Annotated in this window: 18 protein-coding genes; 12 read left to right on the top strand and 6 right to left on the bottom strand. The window is 63.0% G+C overall.

Going from position 1 to position 18,666, the window contains the following annotated elements; all coding sequences use genetic code 11:
- Positions 1-142 precede the first annotated feature (142 nt).
- Both topA and K3179_RS00680 read left to right on the top strand, forming a co-directional pair.
- Positions 143-2,689, top strand: a complete 2,547-nt coding sequence (gene topA, locus K3179_RS00685; RefSeq protein ID WP_221562025.1) for a type I DNA topoisomerase — start codon at positions 143-145, stop codon at positions 2,687-2,689.
- Entirely contained in the window at positions 2,689-2,871 is a 183-nt protein-coding gene (locus K3179_RS00680; protein WP_160594611.1) for a hypothetical protein, read from the top strand. Before topA ends, K3179_RS00680 begins: the two co-directional genes overlap by 1 nt.
- Before the next feature lie 10 nt (positions 2,872-2,881).
- On the opposite strand, the gene K3179_RS00675 is transcribed toward K3179_RS00680, so the two are convergent.
- Genes K3179_RS00675 through lepB form a run of 4 tightly spaced genes read right to left on the bottom strand, consistent with a single transcriptional unit; the run spans position 2,882 to position 6,617 of the window.
- The gene (locus K3179_RS00675; RefSeq protein WP_221562024.1) at positions 2,882-4,135 is read right to left on the bottom strand and encodes an MgtC/SapB family protein; all 1,254 of its coding nucleotides are present in this window, start codon (positions 4,133-4,135) and stop codon (positions 2,882-2,884) included.
- Positions 4,136-4,147: 12 nt separating this feature from the next.
- The gene (gene era / locus K3179_RS00670) at positions 4,148-5,053 is read right to left on the bottom strand and encodes a GTPase Era (RefSeq protein ID WP_221562023.1); all 906 of its coding nucleotides are present in this window, start codon (positions 5,051-5,053) and stop codon (positions 4,148-4,150) included.
- Complete coding sequence (gene rnc / locus K3179_RS00665; protein WP_247712753.1) at positions 5,050-5,721, bottom strand: ribonuclease III; 672 nt, start codon at positions 5,719-5,721, stop codon at positions 5,050-5,052. The genes era and rnc overlap by 4 nt, the downstream gene beginning before the upstream one ends.
- On the bottom strand, positions 5,718-6,617 hold the full coding sequence (lepB, locus tag K3179_RS00660) for a signal peptidase I (protein ID WP_221562022.1): 900 nt from the start codon (positions 6,615-6,617) through the stop codon (positions 5,718-5,720). The genes rnc and lepB overlap by 4 nt, the downstream gene beginning before the upstream one ends.
- Before the next feature lie 53 nt (positions 6,618-6,670).
- Here lepB and pgi point away from each other — a divergent pair, with 53 nt between their 5' ends.
- The 10 genes from pgi (at position 6,671) to K3179_RS00610 (ending at position 16,954) form a co-directional block, all read left to right on the top strand.
- Positions 6,671-8,254 carry a glucose-6-phosphate isomerase gene (gene pgi / locus K3179_RS00655; RefSeq protein WP_221562021.1) on the top strand — a complete coding sequence of 528 codons (1,584 nt, stop codon included), beginning with the start codon at positions 6,671-6,673 and terminating at the stop codon, positions 8,252-8,254.
- Positions 8,251-9,237, top strand: a complete 987-nt coding sequence (locus K3179_RS00650) for a calcium/sodium antiporter (RefSeq protein ID WP_221562020.1) — start codon at positions 8,251-8,253, stop codon at positions 9,235-9,237. The genes pgi and K3179_RS00650 overlap by 4 nt, the downstream gene beginning before the upstream one ends.
- Positions 9,238-9,443: 206 nt before the next feature.
- Positions 9,444-10,835 (top strand): DEAD/DEAH box helicase, encoded by a 1,392-nt coding sequence (locus K3179_RS00645; protein WP_221562019.1) that lies wholly within the window; start codon positions 9,444-9,446, stop codon positions 10,833-10,835.
- Positions 10,836-10,899: 64 nt separating this feature from the next.
- Positions 10,900-12,255 carry a glutathione-disulfide reductase gene (gene gorA / locus K3179_RS00640; protein WP_221562018.1) on the top strand — a complete coding sequence of 452 codons (1,356 nt, stop codon included), beginning with the start codon at positions 10,900-10,902 and terminating at the stop codon, positions 12,253-12,255.
- A gap of 46 nt (positions 12,256-12,301) precedes the next feature.
- On the top strand, positions 12,302-13,165 hold the full coding sequence (locus K3179_RS00635) for a hypothetical protein (RefSeq protein WP_221562017.1): 864 nt from the start codon (positions 12,302-12,304) through the stop codon (positions 13,163-13,165).
- A gap of 117 nt (positions 13,166-13,282) precedes the next feature.
- Positions 13,283-13,837: a TspO/MBR family protein gene (locus K3179_RS00630; protein WP_221562016.1), complete on the top strand. Its 555-nt coding sequence runs from the start codon at positions 13,283-13,285 to the stop codon at positions 13,835-13,837.
- 31 nt (positions 13,838-13,868) lie between these two features.
- Positions 13,869-14,114, top strand: coding sequence for an accessory factor UbiK family protein (locus K3179_RS00625; protein ID WP_090482686.1), 246 nt, complete (start codon positions 13,869-13,871; stop codon positions 14,112-14,114).
- Positions 14,115-14,146: 32 nt separating this feature from the next.
- On the top strand, positions 14,147-14,746 hold the full coding sequence (gene recO, locus K3179_RS00620) for a DNA repair protein RecO (protein ID WP_221562015.1): 600 nt from the start codon (positions 14,147-14,149) through the stop codon (positions 14,744-14,746).
- Positions 14,743-15,810: a 3-isopropylmalate dehydrogenase gene (gene leuB / locus K3179_RS00615; protein ID WP_221562014.1), complete on the top strand. Its 1,068-nt coding sequence runs from the start codon at positions 14,743-14,745 to the stop codon at positions 15,808-15,810. Before recO ends, leuB begins: the two co-directional genes overlap by 4 nt.
- Before the next feature lie 31 nt (positions 15,811-15,841).
- Positions 15,842-16,954 carry a glycosyltransferase gene (locus K3179_RS00610; RefSeq protein ID WP_221562013.1) on the top strand — a complete coding sequence of 371 codons (1,113 nt, stop codon included), beginning with the start codon at positions 15,842-15,844 and terminating at the stop codon, positions 16,952-16,954.
- A gap of 4 nt (positions 16,955-16,958) precedes the next feature.
- Here K3179_RS00610 and K3179_RS00605 read toward each other — a convergent pair whose 3' ends face one another.
- Both K3179_RS00605 and K3179_RS00600 read right to left on the bottom strand, forming a co-directional pair.
- Positions 16,959-18,230, bottom strand: a complete 1,272-nt coding sequence (locus K3179_RS00605) for a phospholipid carrier-dependent glycosyltransferase (RefSeq protein ID WP_221562012.1) — start codon at positions 18,228-18,230, stop codon at positions 16,959-16,961.
- A 43-nt stretch (positions 18,231-18,273) separates the two neighbouring features.
- Positions 18,274-18,660, bottom strand: coding sequence for a hypothetical protein (locus K3179_RS00600; RefSeq protein WP_345721670.1), 387 nt, complete (start codon positions 18,658-18,660; stop codon positions 18,274-18,276).
- Positions 18,661-18,666 lie beyond the last annotated feature (6 nt).

Genomic DNA, 18,666 nt, shown 5'->3' with positions numbered 1-18,666 from the left:
GACCGCAATCGGGTCGTTGGCGGCCACCCGCAATTTCACCCGCAACAAACTCGCTTGACGCCCCTCCAACCCGAACCCCATTTTCGCGCGTATACGCACGTACACACGTAAGGCCCAAACTTCAGGGACGTCCCAGACCACAATGCAACTCGTAATCGTAGAGTCGCCCGCAAAGGCGAAAACCATCGAGAAATATCTCGGCAAGGACTTCAAGGTCCTCGCCTCATACGGCCATGTCCGCGACCTGCCGCCCAAGGATGGCAGCGTGCGCCCGGATGAGGATTTCGCGATGGACTGGGAGCTCTATCGCGACAAGCAGAAGCGCTTCAAGGAAATCAGCGATGCGGCCAAGCAGGCCGACCGCCTCGTTCTCGCGACCGACCCCGACCGCGAAGGGGAAGCCATCAGCTGGCACGTCCGCGAACTGCTGGCCAAGCGCAAGGCGCTGCCGGAGAAGGTCGACCGCGTCACCTTTAACGCCATCACCAAGCAGGCCGTCACCGATGCGATGAAGGCCCCGCGCGAGCTCGACCAGCCGCTGATCGATGCATACCTTGCTCGCCGCGCGCTCGACTATCTTTATGGCTTCACGCTCAGCCCGGTGCTGTGGCGCCGCCTGCCCGGTGCGAAAAGCGCCGGCCGCGTGCAGTCTGTTGCGCTGCGCATCATCGTCGATCGCGAGATCGAGATCGAGCATTTCAAGGCCGACGAATATTGGTCGATCATCGCCAAGCTGGAACAGGACGGGACGGAATTCGACGCGCGCCTGGTCAAGTTCGACGGCAAGAAGCTCGACAAGCTGACGCTCGGCAATGAAGGCAGCGCCAAGGCCGCGCAAAAGGCGGTCCAGGATGCGCGTTTCACCATCGAGGATATCGAGACCAAGCCGCTCAAGCGCAATCCTGCGCCGCCGTTCACGACCTCCACGTTGCAGCAAGAAGCAGCCCGCAAGCTCGGCTTTTCGGCCAGCCACACGATGCGGTGCGCCCAGTCGCTCTACGAGGCGGGTGCGATCACATACATGCGTACCGACGGCGTGCAGATGGACGGCAGCGCGATCGACGCCTGCCGCAAGGCCATCGCCGATCGCTACGATGCCTATTACATTCCCGACAAGCCGCGCTTCTATTCGAGCAAGGCCAAGAATGCGCAGGAAGCGCACGAGGCGATCCGCCCGACTGATTTCAAGCGAGACCGTGCAGGATCGGGCGACGAGGGCAAGCTCTACGACCTGATCTTCAAGCGCGCGATGGCCAGCCAGATGGCCGCCGCCCAGCTTGAGCGCACTACAGTGACGCTGCGCGACGGGACCGGCCAGCACGAATTGCGTGCGACCGGCCAGGTCGTGAAATTCCCGGGCTTCTTCGCCGTGTACCAGGAAGGTCGCGACGATAGCGGGGACGATGACGAGGACGGCCTGCTGCCGAATATGAGCAAGGGCGATGCCCCGGCAAAGAAGGCGGTCGAGGCGAACCAGCACTTCACCCAGCCACCGCCGCGCTATTCGGAAGCGAGCCTGGTCAAGAAGCTGGAAGAGCTCGGCATCGGCCGCCCGTCGACCTATGCCAGCACGATCCAGACGCTGCGCGATCGTAACTATGTCCGCATGGAAAAAAACCGTTTCTTTGCAGAGGAATCGGGTCGCCTCTTGACAGCATTTCTCGAACGGTTCTTCGAGCGCTACGTGGCGTTCGAATTCACCGCCGGCATGGAAGACGAGCTCGACGAAGTTTCCGCTGGCGAAGAGGAATGGAAGGCCTTGCTGGCCGAATTCTGGAAGGACTTCAAACCCAAGACCGAAGAGATCATGGAGAAGAAACCCTCGGAAGTGACCGAGGTGCTGGACGAATTCCTGTCCGACTATCTCTTCCCCGAACGCGCCGATGGCAAGGATCCGCGCCATTGCCCGCTGTGCGAGACCGAGGGCCGCGAAGGTGGTCGCCTGGCGCTGCGCGGTGGTCGCTTCGGTGCATTCGTTGCCTGCGCCAACTATCCCGAGTGCACATTCACCCGCCAGTTCGCCAAGCCTGGCAGCGAGGGTGACGACGCGGCCAATGACGGCGTCATGGGCGAAGACCCGGACACGGGCCTTCCGGTAGAGCGCAAGACCGGCCGCTTTGGCCCCTATGTCCAGCTGGGCGAGGGCAAGGACGCCAAGCGGGCCAGCATCCCCAAGGATCTCGACGATTTCGATCTCGAATGGGCGCTCAAACTATTGAGCCTTCCGCGCATTGTCGGGGCGCATCCGGAAACCGGCAAGGAAATCGAGGCGGCAATCGGGCGCTACGGCCCGTACCTGCGGCATGACGGCAAATACGGAAAGCTGCAGAACACGCGCGAAGTGTTCGAGGTCGGCATGAACCGCGCCGTCGACATCCTTGCCCAGGCAGCCAACCGCAAGGGCGGCGGACGTGGTAAGGCCGAACCGATTAAGACACTGGGCGAACATCCCACCAGCGGCGGCGAGATGAAGGTCATGCCGGGCCGCTATGGGCCCTACGTCACCGACGGCACGACCAACGCCACGATCCCTAAGGACATGAAGCCCGAGGACGTGACCGAGGCACAGGCCATCGAACTGATCGATGCGCGCGCCGCCAAGGGACCGGCCAAGAAAAAGCGCAAGGCTCCGGCCAAGAAGAAGGCTGCTCCGAAGAAGAAGGCGGCGGCGAAGAAGAAGGCCGACTGATGGGGAAGGAACGCTTCGAGCGTCACAAGCAACCATGGACGGGCGAGGAGGCGGGGCAACTCCGCACCCTCGCTGCCAAGGGGCAGGGGCTGAAGCAGATCGCAAAGGCTCTGGGGCGCAGCGAGGAATCCACCAAGGACTTCGCGAAGAAGAACAAGATCAAGGTCGCGAAAAAGCGCTGACGTTTCTCGACTAGAGCCGGAGATATCCGACTACGAGACTGGCCGCCAAGGCGACCATGCTTGCCCCCAGCGCCCATGCAGCCGGGCGGGCTTGCCGTTTGCCGTACACAAGCGTCACGCCCAGCTTCACCGACATGTTGGCGAGGATTGTCCCGGCGACTGCCAGGGCGGCCAGCTGGGGAGCGATCGTGCCGGGTTCCAAGCCGCCTGCAGTCACGATTGCCGCGTCCACGTCCATGCTGCCCATGAGCAGCAGCAAGATCGCTATTCCCTGTTCGCCGAACTCCTCCTGCGCCCATCGCGCTGCAACGGCGGCAACGGCAACGAAGGTGACGAACGTCAGGGCAGGCAGCAATGCGATCGGATTACCCGGCGGGGCGGGGCCGGTCGTCGACGGAGCATTGCGGTAAAGACGCCAGGCCACGGCAAAGCCGACCAGCAGGGCAGGTGCGACAACGATCACGAAATGCGGAAGCAGGCTTGTGGCAAGGACCCCGACAAGCACGATCACGCGCAGGTACATCACTGCACTGGCAAGGGCGATACCGGCGTTTTCGGCGCCGCCGCCAGAGCCTGCGCCGATCTTCTGCGAAAACGAGTGGGTGACTGCGGTCGAGCTGTATAGACCGCCGATCACCGCGGTGGCGATCGTGCCGCGCCGTGCCCCGAACAGGCGGTTCGCCACGTAACCGGCAAAGGAAAAGCCCGTGACGATGATGACCACCAGCCAGAGATTGCGCGGCTCCCACGCATCATAGGGACCGAAGCGACCGTCCGGCAGGAACGGAAACACCGCAAGGGCGATCACGGCATAGCGCGCGAAGGCCTTGATATCGTCTTCATCGAGCAGGCCGACCCAGCGATGCACGTCGTTCCTCAGCGCGAGCAGCAGGGTGACGAGGGCGCCGCCTGCCACTGCAAGTGCCCCTTGGCCGATACCAGCCAGGAACCCGAGCCCAAGCGTGACCATGGCCGCGACTGCAGACGTCGCATCGGGCTTGCCGTTGTCCAGCACCGAACGCGAATAGCCGATGGCAATAACGGCCGCAGCACCCGCAAGCAGGACGCCCGCGGCGATTTCGTAAGCGATGGCAGACAGAACTCCCGAAAGCCCTGCGGCGAGCGCAAGCAGGGTGAAGGTACGGATACCGGCAACCCTGTGCCCGTCCTGGGCTTCACGCAGCTTCCATCCGCGCTCCAGCCCGATCATCAACCCGACGGCGATCGCTGCGCCGAGATGCGGGAGGATGTCGAGCCAGTTCATCCGGGAAGCATCCTAGCGGGTCCAGTCGAGGCCCATTTCCTCGAACATTTCCTTGTCCTCGCTCCAGCGTTCGTCGGTCTTTACGTGCAGGAAGAGATGGACCTTCTGCCCTAGCAATTCCGAAAGCTCTTCGCGCGCAGCCTGGCCTATCGCCTTGATGCGGCTGCCACCCTTGCCGAGAACGATGGCCCGCTGGTTATCGCGCATCACCACGATCTGCTGGTGGATCTCCACGCTGCCATCGGGCCGCTGGATGTATTTCTCCGGGCGCACGGCGCTGTCGTAGGGGAGCTCCTCGTGTAGCTGCTGGTACAGCTGTTCGCGCGTGATCTCGGTGGCGAGCAAACGTTCGCTGGCGTCGCTGACCTGGTCCTCGGGATAATGCCAAGGGCCCTCGGGCATCATATCGGCAAGCGCTGCCTTCATTTCGGGCACGCCGTCGCCGGTGAGGGCGGAAACGAAGTAGACCGTCTCGAACTGAACCTTTTCGTTTAGCTCCTGAGCCAGCGCCAGCAGCGGCTCCTTCTTCGCGCGGTCGACCTTGTTCAGGACGAGGATCTTGCGCTCCGGACGCGATGCGATCTGCTCGATCAGCGGGTCGAGTTCGTGGCGGCGCTGCTTGATCGGATCGACCAGCAGCAGGATCGCATCGGCGGCCTCCGCGCCTTCCCAGGCGGCGTTGACCATCGCGCGGTCGAGGCGGCGCTTTGGTGCGAAAATACCGGGCGTATCGACCAGGATCATCTGTGTCTCGTCATGCAGGGCAATGCCCATCATCCGCGCACGGGTTGTCTGCGCCTTGGCGCTGGTGATGGCGACCTTTTGCCCCACGAGCTGGTTCACGAGGGTCGATTTGCCCGCATTGGGGGCGCCGATCACGGCGACGACGCCGCAGCGGGTCTGGCTGGTCTCGCTCACGCGTATTTCTCCATGAATGCTTTTGCGGCGGCCTTTTCGGCTTCGCCCTTGCTGCCGGCTATGGCTTCCGCTTCGCCGACCTTGTGGACTTTCACGCGGACGGTGAATTTAGCCGCATGATCGGGGCCCGACCGGTCAATGACCTCGTATTCCGGCGGCTTGCGCCGGCACCCTGCGGCCCATTCCTGCAAAGCGCTCTTGGGATGCTTGCTTTCACCAGCGCCGCTTTCGAGGGCCGGGCGCCACAGAAGGTGGACGAGCTTTCGCGCTTCCTCGAACCCGTTATCGATGAATTGCGCGCCAAGGAGCGATTCCATCACATCACCGAGGATATTGTCGCTGTCCCTGCCGCCGTCCGCACGTGCCTGCTTCGAAATGCGGATATGGTCCGATAGGCCGATCCCTCGTGCGATCGTCGCGCACATCTCACGGCTGACAATGGCGTTTAGGCGTTGGGCGAGCTTGCCTTCGGGTGCCTCGCTCTGTTCGAACAGCCAATGCGCAATGGACAGGCCAAGGACACGGTCGCCAAGGAATTCGAGGCGTTCGTAATCGCGCTTTTCGCCCATGCTGCCGTGGGTCAACGCCGCACGCCACATCGCTTCGTCGTCGACCGAAAAGCCGGTCGCTTCGAGCCATGCGCGCGCTTCTGGGTCGAGACCGCTCAAATGCCTTCTCCAATCCGGTCCCAGCGTGCAGCCGTGAACCATGTCCAGGGCAGCATCCATTCGGCACTGCCATCGGTCGACCACAGGACTATGCCAGCGCGCCCGACGAGCAGTTCCTCGTCGATGATGCCGACGCCCTGGCCGCCGACGGCAGGATAGCGGCTGTCGAGCGAATTGTCGCGATTGTCGCCCATGACGAAGATCTTGCCTGCGGGCACGACGAAGGGCGCCGTGTTGTCCGGATCGATCATGACCGGGCGACCATTGGCATCGACCATCAACTGGCCGTTGGTATCGCTGAGCGGACGCGCGCCGACATTGCCGAAATCGATGGTCATGTAACTCTTGCCCGAAGGCAGCGTCTCGCGGAACTGGCGATAGCGGCACAGGTTGTCGATCACCACGCCGCCATCCGCACGACAGGCGGTGTTCGAGCTCATCGGGATGTCGGCATAACCCGCCTCTTCACGCTGGACCGGTTGCCCATTCAGGATCAGCTGGCCGTCACGCATCGCAATCGTGTCGCCGGGCAGGCCGATTGCGCGCTTCACATAATCGGTACGGTCGACCGGGTGCTTGAAGATCACGACGTCGCCCCGCTCGGGCAGGCTGCCGAAAATGCGATCCTTGGGGCCGGGGAGGCCCAGCGGCAGCGAATTTTCGTTATAGCCGTAAGGCCATTTCGCAGCGACGAGGTAATCGCCGATCCTGAGGCCCGGAAGCATGCTTTCGGACGGGATCGTGAAGAAGCTGGCGATCAGCGTGCGGAACAGCAGGACCGCAAGGACCAGCTTGAGGCAGAACTTGAGGAAGCTGCCCCAGCTTTCCTCGTCCTTTTTCGTGTCGGTCACATTCGTATCCGCGCCGGTTTCGCTCTTTGCGGGGTTCTCAATCATCGCGGCATTCCCTAGTCGCACTAACACCGTCACGAAAGGACTTTTGCCAAGCCATGCCAAAGACTGCCGCCGACCTGTGGGGCGAATTGCGCGACCTGCCCCAACCGACCCTGCTCGAACTCTTCAGCGCGGTGCGCGACGGGGGCGAGGGGGCAGACGAGCCGGGCGGTGCAGAGCGCGTTGCCATGCTGTCCGGGCGGCTGGAACTGGCTGCAGATCGGGCGGAAGACCCGATGGCACCGGGCGGCATCCTGTTCGACTGGTCCAAGACCCATCTCGACCGGGCCGTGCTCGACCGGTTCGAGGCGCTTGCCGACACCATGGATTTCGCTGGCCAGCGCGAAAAACTGTTCGCCGGCGAGGTGGTCAATCCGACTGAAGGTCGTGCGGCAGACCACTCAACCCTGCGCGGTGTCGGCGACCCGGCAAAGGTCGAAGAAGCGGCTGCCCTGATCGACCGGATGGGCATGCTGGTCGAAGCCATCCACCAGGGCGCTTTCGGCGAAATCGCCCATCTCATCCATATCGGGATCGGGGGAAGTGCCCTTGGCCCGGCGCTGGGCGTCGATGCCCTCAGCCGCGACCTGTCGCTGTGCGATGTGCATGTCGTCTCGAACATCGATGGCGTCGCGCTGGAAGCGGCATTCGCGAAATGCGATCCCGCCAAGACGCTCATTGCTGTCGCCAGCAAGACCTTCACCACGATCGAGACGATGACCAATGCGCAGAGCGCGCTGAAATGGCTGTCGGACAATGGCGTTTCCGATCCGTCGGGCAGGGTGATCGCGCTTACCGCGAACCCCGAAGGCGCCGTGGAATGGGGCGTCGACGAAACACGCATCCTGCCATTCCAGGAAAGCGTCGGCGGGCGCTATTCGATCTGGTCGTCGATCGGTTTCCCCATCGCGCTGGCGGTCGGCATGGACGATTTTCGCGAGATGCTGGCAGGCGCTGCGGCAGTCGATGCGCATTTCCGCGATACCGACGGACGCGAAAACCTCGTGCTGCGCGCTGCTTTCGCCGATCTCTATTACACGCGCGTCCGCGGATGCCAGACGAGGGCGGTCTTCGCCTATGACGAACGGCTCGGCCTGTTTCCCGACTATCTCCAGCAACTGGAAATGGAGAGCAACGGCAAGCGCGTCACCGCAGACATGCAGCCCGTAGACGGCCCGACCGCGCCGATTACATGGGGCGGTGTGGGCACCGATGCGCAGCACGCGGTCTTCCAGTTGCTGCACCAGGGTACACACCTCATCCCGGTCGATTTCATCGCCAGCGCGGCGCCGGGAGACGATCTCGATCCGGCGCATCATCGCATCCTGCTGATGAATTGCTTCGCACAAGGGGCTGCCCTGATGGCGGGCAAGAAGGGCGAAGATCCGGCGCGCAATTATCCGGGCGACCGGCCGAGCGCGACGATCCTGTGTGACGATCTGGATGCCGCAACCCTGGGTGCCCTGATCGCGTTTCACGAACACCGTACCTTTGCCAGCGCCGTCCTAATGGGCATCAATCCCTTCGACCAGTTCGGCGTCGAACTGGGCAAGCAAATGGCCAAGGCGATCGAGCAAGGCGGCGAGGAGTTCGACGCCAGCACCGAAGCGCTGCTGGAAGCCGCGGGCCTCGCCGAGTGACGACCTCCATCCTGCTTCTGCTGCTTGGTTTCGCCCTATTAGTAGGCGGTGGCGAATTGCTCGTCCGCGGTGCGTCGCGCCTAGCGGAGGAGATGGGCCTTTCGCCTATGCTGGTCGGCCTCGTGATCGTGGGGATGGGGACAAGTACGCCGGAACTCGCGGCAAGCGTCCAGGCAGCGCTTGCCGGATCGCCAGGTATTGCGCTCGGCAATATCGTCGGGTCCAACCTCGCAAACACCCTGCTCATTCTCGGAGCGGCAGCGCTCATTTCGCCGATCGCCGTGCGCGGCAGCGTCCTGTGGCGCGACGGTATGGTCGGTTTGGCCGGGGTCGTCGTGCTATTGCTCGCGGGCAACTCCATCGGTCTGGACCGGGTTGCTGGCACAGGAATGTTGCTGGCGCTCACCGCCTATATCGTATTCGCTTATCACCAGGAGCGAACGGGCCACCAGTTGCAGGCGGCAAGCCAGCGAACGGCTGCTGCTGAACACGCCGATCCCGGACTGCACGATCACCCGCGACCCGACCGCAAGGGACTGGTGAAATCGGTCGCCTTCTTCCTCGTCGGGATCGTCCTGATCGTCGCCGGCGGCACGGTCCTCGTCGACGGAGCCATTGAAATCGCTAGTGCGCTGGGAGTTTCCGATACGGTCATCGGACTGACCATCGTTGCTGCCGGGACATCCGCGCCGGAACTGGCCACCACCGTCATTGCCGCGTTGCGCAAGGAAAGCGATATCGCGCTCGGCAACGTGCTTGGCTCGAACATCTACAACATCTTCTTCATCGGCGGGGTTACGGGTCTTGTCGCGCCGGGTCCAATACCGAACAGTATCCTGACGGGCGATCTCTATATCCTGCTGCTGGCGGCGATTGCGGCTATCGTGTTTTCGTGGACGGGCGGACGGCTGGGGAGGCGTGAGGGCGGCCTGCTGCTGGCGGCCTATGTCGGCTTCCTGGCCTACACCGTCAGCGCGATCTGACGTAAGTTTCATTGACTTTGTGCGGCGCAGCATCCACATGAGGCCCATCGAAGCGCGCTAGCCAGCGTGAAGCGGCGATTTGAGAGACATTCATCGCCCCGGCCGCGCCTCGGTCTTTTTCCAATGACTTCCCTTTTCACGCGGGTCGTTTGACACCCGCGCCGCGCGACCAATCCGTCTGCGCGCCGCATCTATTGCGAGTACTCATGACAAAATTCACCGATCTCGGCCTTTCCCAGCCCGTCCTCCAGGCGCTGGACCTCAAGGGCTATTCCGAGCCGACGCCGATCCAGGCACAGGCCATTCCGCCCGTCCTGGAAGGCCGCGACCTGATGGGCATCGCCCAGACCGGCACCGGCAAAACCGCAGCTTTCATGCTGCCCAGCATCGACCGGCTGCGCGAAGCCGACAAACAGACGCCGTTCAAGTCCTGCCGCATGCTGGTGCTTGCGCCGACGCGCGAACTGGCAGGCCAGATTGCCGACAGCGCGAAAGATTACGGAGCGCTCGCCGGTCTCAAGGTTCACTCCATCGTCGGCGGCACCTCGGTCAACAAGGACCGCAACAAGCTGCACCGCGGCACCGACATTCTTGTCGCCACTCCGGGCCGCCTGCTCGACCTGATCGATCAGAAGGCATTCAAGCTCGACGGCGTCGAAATCCTCGTCCTCGACGAAGCCGACCAGATGCTGGACCTCGGCTTCATCCACGCACTGCGCCGTATCAGCCAGCTTGTGCCGGAAGATCGCCAGACGCTGTTCTTCTCGGCAACCATGCCCAAGCAAATCCAGGAACTGGTCGGCAAATATTGCCGCAATCCGGTCAAGGTCAGCGTAACGCCAGAAAGCACGACGGCAGAACGCATCGATCAGTATCTCTTCATGGTGCAACAGGACGAAAAGCAGACCTTGCTCGAGATGATCCTGTCTGAACGCCATAGCGTCCCTGGCAAGTTCGAGCGTGTGCTTATCTTTGCGCGCACCAAGCATGGTTGCGACCGTGTCGTGAAGAAGCTTTCGCAGGTCGGCATTCCCGCAAACGCTATCCACGGCAACAAGAGCCAGCCGCAGCGCGAACGCGCGCTCGATGAATTCAAGCGCGCCAAGACGCCGATCCTCATCGCGACCGACGTGGCCGCACGCGGGATCGACATTCCGGGCGTGAGCCATGTCATCAATTACGAATTGCCCAACGTGCCGGAGCAATACGTCCACCGCATCGGCCGTACCGCGCGCGCAGGCCGCGATGGCGTAGCGATTGCCTTCTGCGCCGAGGACGAACGCGATTACCTCAAGGACATTCGCAAGAAGACCGACGCCGAGTTCGAGCGGCTGCCGCTCCCTGACAACTTCCGCGCTGTCGTCGAAGGCGTCGGGCCGACCAAGCGCGCGGCCCCCGGGCAGCGCATGGCGAAGCCCAAGGTTCGCCCGACCGGCAACGCCGCTGCCAAGAAGCCGAAGCCCAAGAACAAGCATCCCAACCGGGCCGGTGCGCCCAAGCGCGATGGTGCGCCAGGCGGGGACAAGTCGCGCGGTGGCCGCCCCGGCGGAAATCGCAATCGCAACCGTAACCGCCACCAGTCTCGCGGCGTAAGTTAACTCGGAACTTGCCATCGCGCTCACTGTTGGCGAGAGACACGCGCAAAGCTGACAGGAGCGCCGGATGGCCGATACCGAATACGATTACGACCTCTTCACCATCGGCGCGGGCTCCGGCGGGGTGCGTGCCAGCCGCGTGTCGGCGGCACATGGCGCGAAGGTCGCGATCGCCGAGGAACACCGGGTCGGCGGAACCTGCGTCATTCGCGGCTGCGTCCCGAAGAAGATGCTCGTCTACGGCGCGCATTTCGCCGAAGACCTCGAGGACTGCCAGAAATTTGGCTGGGAGATCGAAGGCAAGAAGTTCGACTGGAAGACGCTGCGCGACAATGTGCTGGCCGATGTCGACAGGCTGGAGGGCGCCTACACTGAAACGCTCGAAAACCACGATGTCACGATCTTCCACGAACGCGCGGAGATCACCGGTCCGCACGAGGTTACCCTCGCGAGCGGAAAGAAGGTAACTGCCAGGTACATCCTGATCGCAACCGGCGCGCGCCCGCGCATGCCGGAATGCCAGGGTGCCGAGCATGCCATCAGTTCGAACGAGGCATTCCATCTCGACGAGTTGCCAAAGAAGGTGATCATCGCAGGTGGCGGTTACATCGCCAATGAGTTCGCCGGTATCTTCAACGAATTCGGCTGCAAGGTCGACATCGTCAATCGCGGTGACAGGCTACTTCGCAGCTATGACGAAGCGGTGCGCGACCGCTTGCTCCAGATCTCGACGATGAAGGGGATCAGCTTCCGCTTCAACACCACGTTCGAATACATCAAGCCGTGCGAAGACGGCGGCTATTTCGTCAAATTGTCCGACTGCGAGGAAGAGCACGCGGATCTTGTGATGTTCGCAGTCGGCCGACTTCCGAACACCGAAGGTCTGGGCCTCGACGCGGTCGGCGTCGAGCTCGGCGATGGCGGCGAGATCAAGGTCGACCGCTTCAGCAAGACCAATGTCGATCACATCTATGCCGTGGGCGACGTTACCGACCGCGTCCAATTGACACCGGTTGCCATTCGCGAAGGCCAGGCATTTGCCGATACCGTCTTCGGAGGCGGCGATCCGGTTGCGGTCGATCACAGCTGCATCCCCAGCGCCGTATTCAGCCATCCGCCGATTGCCGCGGTTGGCATGACCGAGGGTGAAGCGAAGAACAAGCTGGGCTCGGTCAAGGTCTACCTGTCCGATTTCCGGCCGATGAAGAACGTACTCGCCGGTCGCAACGAGCGCAGCCTCATGAAGATGGTTTGCGATGGCGACAGCGGGAAGATCGTCGGCATCCACATGATCGCGCCCGAAGCGCCCGAAATGATGCAGGCGGCAGCGATCGCGGTGAAGGCGGGTCTGACGAAGGCGGATTTCGACGCGACGACGGCAATCCATCCGACCATGGCGGAAGAGCTTGTCCTGATGCGCTGATCCCGCGTTCAGCCGGGTGTCAGCCAAGCCTGAGCAGGAATGCGCCATGCGATATCTGCTCCCCCTTGCTGTAATGCTGGTCGCCTGCGCACCTCAGCAGGATGACAGCTCCACCGCACCTGCCGATCGCGACTATGCAACGCAGGTCGATGCTCCGACGCCCGATTACGCCGAGCTGATGAAGCAAACGCGGTTGGAAGGCGAAAGCTATGTCCGCCGCAACCCGACAGGGCCGATGCCGCCAGACGCGAAGGCTGTCGGGCAAAGCTGGTTCGAACGGCTCGAAGCCGGAAACTTGCTCCTTGGTGCTGGGCTCGACGGAAAAGGACCTGACGGCGTCGTGACGCATCTCGATGTCGGCATGACCGAGAGCGAGTTCCGGTCGTGGACCACGCAAAACCGCTGGGATGTTCCCAGCCATATCTCCTGGTCGTTCGTCCCTGCGATGAACCTGCCTCCGGTGTCCGAAGCGGCAAGCGAGGGTATCCGCATATGGCCCGCATCCTCGGCGCGCACGGGCGCGCAAAACGAGGCGCTGCTGGCAGGCAAGGTGGAACTGCGCGACGGCTGTTTCTGGGCCACCGAGGGCGACGGCGAGGCCGACAAGCTGGCATTCTTCCACGCCGAGATCGGCCTTGATCGCGACGATGAGGGATATTACATCCTCGTCGATCGCGTCGGAGGCCAGACGCGGGCGCGGCTCGGCGAAGCGATGAGTTGGGGCGGCCCTCCCTCTGCCTATATCTCGCCCGAAGCCGAGCGTAAGCTGCGCGCGGCATGTGGCGAGGCCCCCATATTGGTGGTCGGCTCACCCGAGAGCAGCGAACGCTTTCTGACCAATTCCCCGCATCTGAGAAATCCTGTGGTTCCGCCGCCGCCGCCCGATGCCGGCAACGGCGCCGCCAGCTAAATATCCGTGTCGATCCGCTAGAACCGTCCCGATCCGGCATGGTTCACGGCCTCGTGTTGCCAGCAGGTGTCGTGGTGGTCACAAGGTAAACAAACGAATCGCCTGTGGGGGTTTTCGATGAACGTATTGGCTTCGCGCGGACAATTGCGCGCAAGTTTCATTCGCTGGGCGCTGTTCACGGTGCCGCTGTGCGTATTGCTCGGCTTTCTGTCCGGACAGCTTGGCGGACCCGACAGCTACTGGTTCCAGGCGCTCGAAAAGCCTGGAATCTACCCGCCGCCTGCAACCTTCGGCATCGTCTGGACCATCCTTTACGTGATGATCGGCCTTGCGGTCGCGCTCGTCTGCGCTGCCTGGGGTGCGCGCGGACGCGGCATCGCGCTGACGGCGTTCGTCGTGCATTTCCTGCTCAACTTGGCTTGGACGCCGGTGTTTTTCGGCATGAAGGAGCTCACCTTTGCGCTCGCGGTATTGATCGCGATCGATGTGACGCTGCTGATCGTCATCGCACTGTTCTGGAAAGTCAGGCAGCTGGCGGCGATCCTGCTACTGCCCTATCTCGCATGGGTGCTCTTCGCGACCGTCCTCAACTGGCAGTTTCTCCAGCTCAATCCCGACGCTGATGGCGGTGCTGTATCGGGCGGTTCGGAGCGCGTGCGCATCGGCAATTGAAGCGCGGGACTTTCGCGCCTAGATACCAGTCATGCAAAGCCAGAACCCCATGATCGCCGACTTCGTCAAACTCGCCAATTCGGCGGCAGGCACGCTTGCGGGCATGACCCGCGAAGCGCGTGAAAGCGCACGCGAGCGCGCCAAGGAAGCTTTCGGCGGAATGGATTTCGTCACGCGCGAGGAATTCGACACGGTCAAGGCGATGGCGGCTCGTGCCCGCGAAGAATGCGACAAGCTGGCAGAGCGGATCGCCGCGCTCGAAGCCAAGCACAAGTGACGCTCGCCCCTGCCTTGGGGTAGGGGGCGAAAATGCACCTTTCCGCGCCAGCGATAGTCATTGCCGCCCGTCCGCACGGCGAGACGGCGGTTATTGCGCGTCTGCTGACCGAAGAAAGCGGCGTGGTGGCTGCCTATGTTGCAGGCGGCAGGGGGCGTCAGCTGCGCCCCGTGGTCATTCCGGGAAATCTCGTCGAAGCGGAAATTCGCGCGAAGTCCGACAGCCAGTTGCCCTTCGCCCGGCTGGAGCTATCGCAAAGCCGCGGGCCCTGGCTTACGGAGCCGCTCCCGGCATCGGCCATTGCCTGGACCTGCGCCTTGACGGCTTCGGCCCTGCCGGAGCGCAACGCCTATCCTAGCCTTTACCACGCGCTCGTCGCCTTGCTCGACGCGATCTGCAACGCGCCCTCCGCCCGCGGCTGGGCGCCAGCGCTCGCCAGCTATGAAGTGCTTCTCCTGCGCGAGCTCGGATACGGCGGCCAGCGGCCCGAGATAGCGGGGCTTGGCGAGGCCTTGGAAATTCTCGACCGTTCGGAGGGCCTCATAGCGCGCTATCTCCTTGCCGACACACGCGCCGACGTTCTAGCCGCTAGGACTGTACTGAGGCAGCGTCTGGGGCGGATCGAGACATGAAAATTGCGATATTGCCGGGTGACGGCATCGGGCCCGAAGTCACGCGCGAGGCGCTCAAGGTGCTCGATGCGCTGGCGCTGCCGCAGCTCACCCTGTTCGAAGGTGACGTAGGCGGTATCGCCTACAAACGCCAAGGCCATCCGCTTCCCGCCGAAACGCTGGAGATGGCACGTGCTGCGGATGCAGTCCTGTTCGGTGCCGTTGGCGATCCGGAATGCGACACGCTCCCGCGCGAACATCGTCCCGAGCAGGCGATCCTTGGCTTGCGGAGCGAGCTGGGGCTGTTCGCCAATCTGCGCCCCGCTGCCGGTTTTCCCGGCTTGGAAGACCTCTCCCCGCTCAAGCCCGAACTGGCGCGCGGAATCGATCTTCTCGTGGTGCGCGAGCTGAACGGCGACGTCTATTTCGGCGACAAGGGGGAGCGTGACAGCGCAGGCGGCAGGGAAGGCTGGGACGATATGTCCTATAACGAAGCCGAAGTCCGCCGCATCGCCCACAGTGCCTTTCGCGCCGCGCAGAAACGTCGCAAGAAACTGACCAGCGTCGACAAGGCTAACGTGCTCGAAACCAGCCGGATCTGGCGGGAAACCGTCATCGAACTGGCTGGCGAGTATCCGGATGTCGAGCTCGACCACATGTATGTCGACAATGCCGCGATGCAGCTGGTGCGCAGCCCGGGCCAGTTCGACGTAATCGTGACGGGTAACCTCTTCGGCGATATCCTATCCGATCAGGCCAGCGCGTGTGTCGGATCTATCGGCCTGCTTGCGAGCGCCAGCCTGGGCGAGCGCACGACGGAATTCGGTACGTTCGGCCTCTACGAGCCGATCCATGGCAGTGCTCCGGATATCGCAGGGCAGGGCAAGGCCAATCCGGTCGCTTCGATCCTGAGCCTTGCAATGCTGCTACGACACTCGCTTGGCCGCGATGCGGATGCCAACCGGATCGAACGTGCAGTTGCTGCGAGCCTTTCCAGCGAAGTCCGCGGCGCCGATCTCGGCGGTAATGCGGGCACGCAGGAAATCGGCGATGCAATCGTGAGACAACTGCAAGCAATCGCTTGAGAATTGCTGCACCCTCCGCAAGGGTCGCGTCATGAACCCAACCGGATCCCAAGGCAGTCTTCAGCTGGCGATCATCCTCCCGACGCTGAACGAGCGCGACAATCTCGCGCCGCTTGTCGAGCGGATCGACCGAGCGCTGGGCGATACCGGATGGGAAGTCCTGGTCGTGGACGACAATTCCTCCGACGGGACTGCCGAGGAAGCGCGGCGGATCGCTCGGGCCGACCATCGCGTTCGCGTCATCCAGCGTATCGGGCGGCGAGGGCTGTCCAGCGCGGCAATAGAGGGCTTTTGCGCAACCGCCGCACCCTATTGCGCCGTGATGGATGCCGATCACCAGCACGATCCCAAGCTGCTTGCCCCGATGCTCGAAGCGGTGCGATCCGGCAGGGCGCAGGTCGCGGTGGCCAGCAGGTTTGCGAAAGGGGCGAGCACGGAAGACTGGGGCCGTCCGGACAGGGAGCAATTGTCCAGCCTCGCCAACGCGCTCGCGCGCAAGCTGACAGGCGTAAAGCTTACCGACCCTTTGAGCGGCTATTTCCTCTTGCCGACGGAGACCGCACTCAGGCTGGTACCGGGCCTTTCGGGGATCGGGTTCAAAATCCTGCTGGACCTGCTCGCAACCTCCGAGAAACCGCTCGACGTCGAGGAATTCCCGCTGGATTTCGCCGCCCGACGCTCTGGTGAAAGCAAGCTCGACCGGGCGATCGCTCTGGATTTTCTTGCCGGCCTCTATGACAAGACTTTTGGCAAGTTCGTTCCCACGCGTTTCGCGCTTTTCGGGACCGTGGGCGCGCTGGGTGTCCTGGTCCACATGGCCATTCTCTACCTGTTCCTGATCTTCGCAGGGGCCAACTTCGCATGGAGCCAGGCCGTCGCAACGCTCGGGGCGATGACCTTCAATTTCTGGCTCAACAATTTCCTTACTTACCGCGACCGGCGCATCAGAAGGGTGGGCGACCTTCTGCGCGGCTGGGCCAGCTTCGTTGCGGCTTGTTCGGTAGGGGCGGTGGCTAACGTGTCCATCGCGACGATGCTGTTCCAGCGCGGGTTCCACGAAATGCTGGCGGCCCTGATCGGCATCGCCATTGCGTCGGTCTGGAATTACGCCCTGTCGAGCCGCTTCGTCTGGGGCCGATACTAGGACGTTACCGCCAGCTTTCGATCCACGTCCAGACGGCGAAGCTGTCGGGCCCCTCCAGCGGTTCTGCAGCAAGGATCGGATAGAAGAATGCAAACAGCAATACGCTTGCGGCTGGCACAGCCACTGCCAGATTTCGCCACCCTGCCTTCCACAAATCGTCGAGCGTGATGGCGAGGGCGACGAGCAGGAAGCTGCTCGGCAGGAAGTAGTGGTAATAGAACTGTGTGGACTTCTGGGCGAAAAACCACAGGCCGAGGCTGACTGCATAGAGCAGTGCAATCGCGCCATGAGCGGGCTGGCGATGCATTACGCCGCGCAGCGCGCACCAGACGATTGCGGGCACTCCGAGCAGCATGGTTAGCGGATTGCCGACCAGCATGACGCCGCGCTGTGCCTGGTCGACCTCTTCGTAAAGATACCAGATCGCCCGCAGATTCAGCATCCATTCCGGCCAGGTGGATTCGTACGGGTGCATGGTCAGGACCTGTGTCTGGAGGTCGAGCATGAGGCGGTGATGCGCGAATATGCCCTTCTCGATGCCGTTCACCCCGAACAGATATCCGGGCCAGAAAGTGATCCAGTACGCCGCCAGCGGTACTAGCCCGAGCCAGAGGAATGCCTCTGCGAGAGTAATTCCGGGCACGGGCATGCCGCGGCGCGACAGCACCAGGCGCCTTCGTCCGGCTTTCCAGCGCAGCGCGAGGAAGGCGAGGCCCGGCACCATGGCGACGGGGACGGCATTCCATTTGCTCGCCAGCGCAAGGCCGAGGGCGATCCCCGCCAGCGCCAGCCTCCACCGGCCAGTCTCCGGTTCGCGCATTGCGCCAGCCAGCTGCCAGAAGGCGGTTGCCAGGGCGGCAATCATGAAGATGTCGAGCATGGCGATGCGCGAATGGACAAAGAGGTGGAATCCGGTGGCGAGGAGGATACCTGACGTGATGGTGGCGAACCGGCTTACCGTCGCGAACCACACCGCGCGCATCGAGGCAAACAGGGCCAACATCCCTGCCAGCGAGGGAAAGATGCGCCAGCCCCACGAATTGTCGCCGAGGACTGCTATTCCAAGCGCGATTATCTCCTTGCCGAACAAAGGATGCTCTCGGTTGTTGAACTGCTCCAGCATCAGCAACTCGCGCGCGGCGGGTACGTAATGCACTTCGTCGAAGTAGGGAGTGCTGGGGATGGCCAGGTTCCACAGGATGAGAAGCCAGAAGCCGAGGGCCAGCGCCACGCACCAGCCGAAAGGATCCAGGGGCTGCTCGGGTGCGCGCGTCATCACGCGCTGGCTTAGGCAGCGGCGAAGCGCGCCGCAACCCGCATCATTTTTCCGCGCGTGCTTCGAGCCAGAAAAGGCGTGCGACCATCGCCAATAGTCCGATGCTTGCCGTGGCAGCAACGAAGAGAATCCAAGGGATCATCCTCATCCCGGCGGTGCGTGCGCGAGGCGCGATCAGGAAGACTGCCAGCACGACTGCGCAAAGCAGGTCCCACCAGACCTGGACGCCCCACAGGTTCTGGGTGTGGTTGGTCCAGACAAGCAGGACGCCTTCGTTCGCGATCGTGACGGCGGTGAACGCGCCGAACCCAGCTGCCAGTGCCGCCGCCAGGATGGCGCTGCCGACCTTCGGGGAACCGGCAAGGACGTAACCGAGGGCGAGCAAGGCCGATGCGAGACCGGCAGCGGCGGGGATTTCGAAGGCGGACACTGGCAA

Source organism: Qipengyuania intermedia, from assembly GCF_019711615.1.
Lineage (GTDB): Bacteria > Pseudomonadota > Alphaproteobacteria > Sphingomonadales > Sphingomonadaceae > Qipengyuania > Qipengyuania intermedia.
Note: the sequence above shows the minus strand (reverse complement) of the source record. Positions and strands in the feature narration are given on the sequence as shown.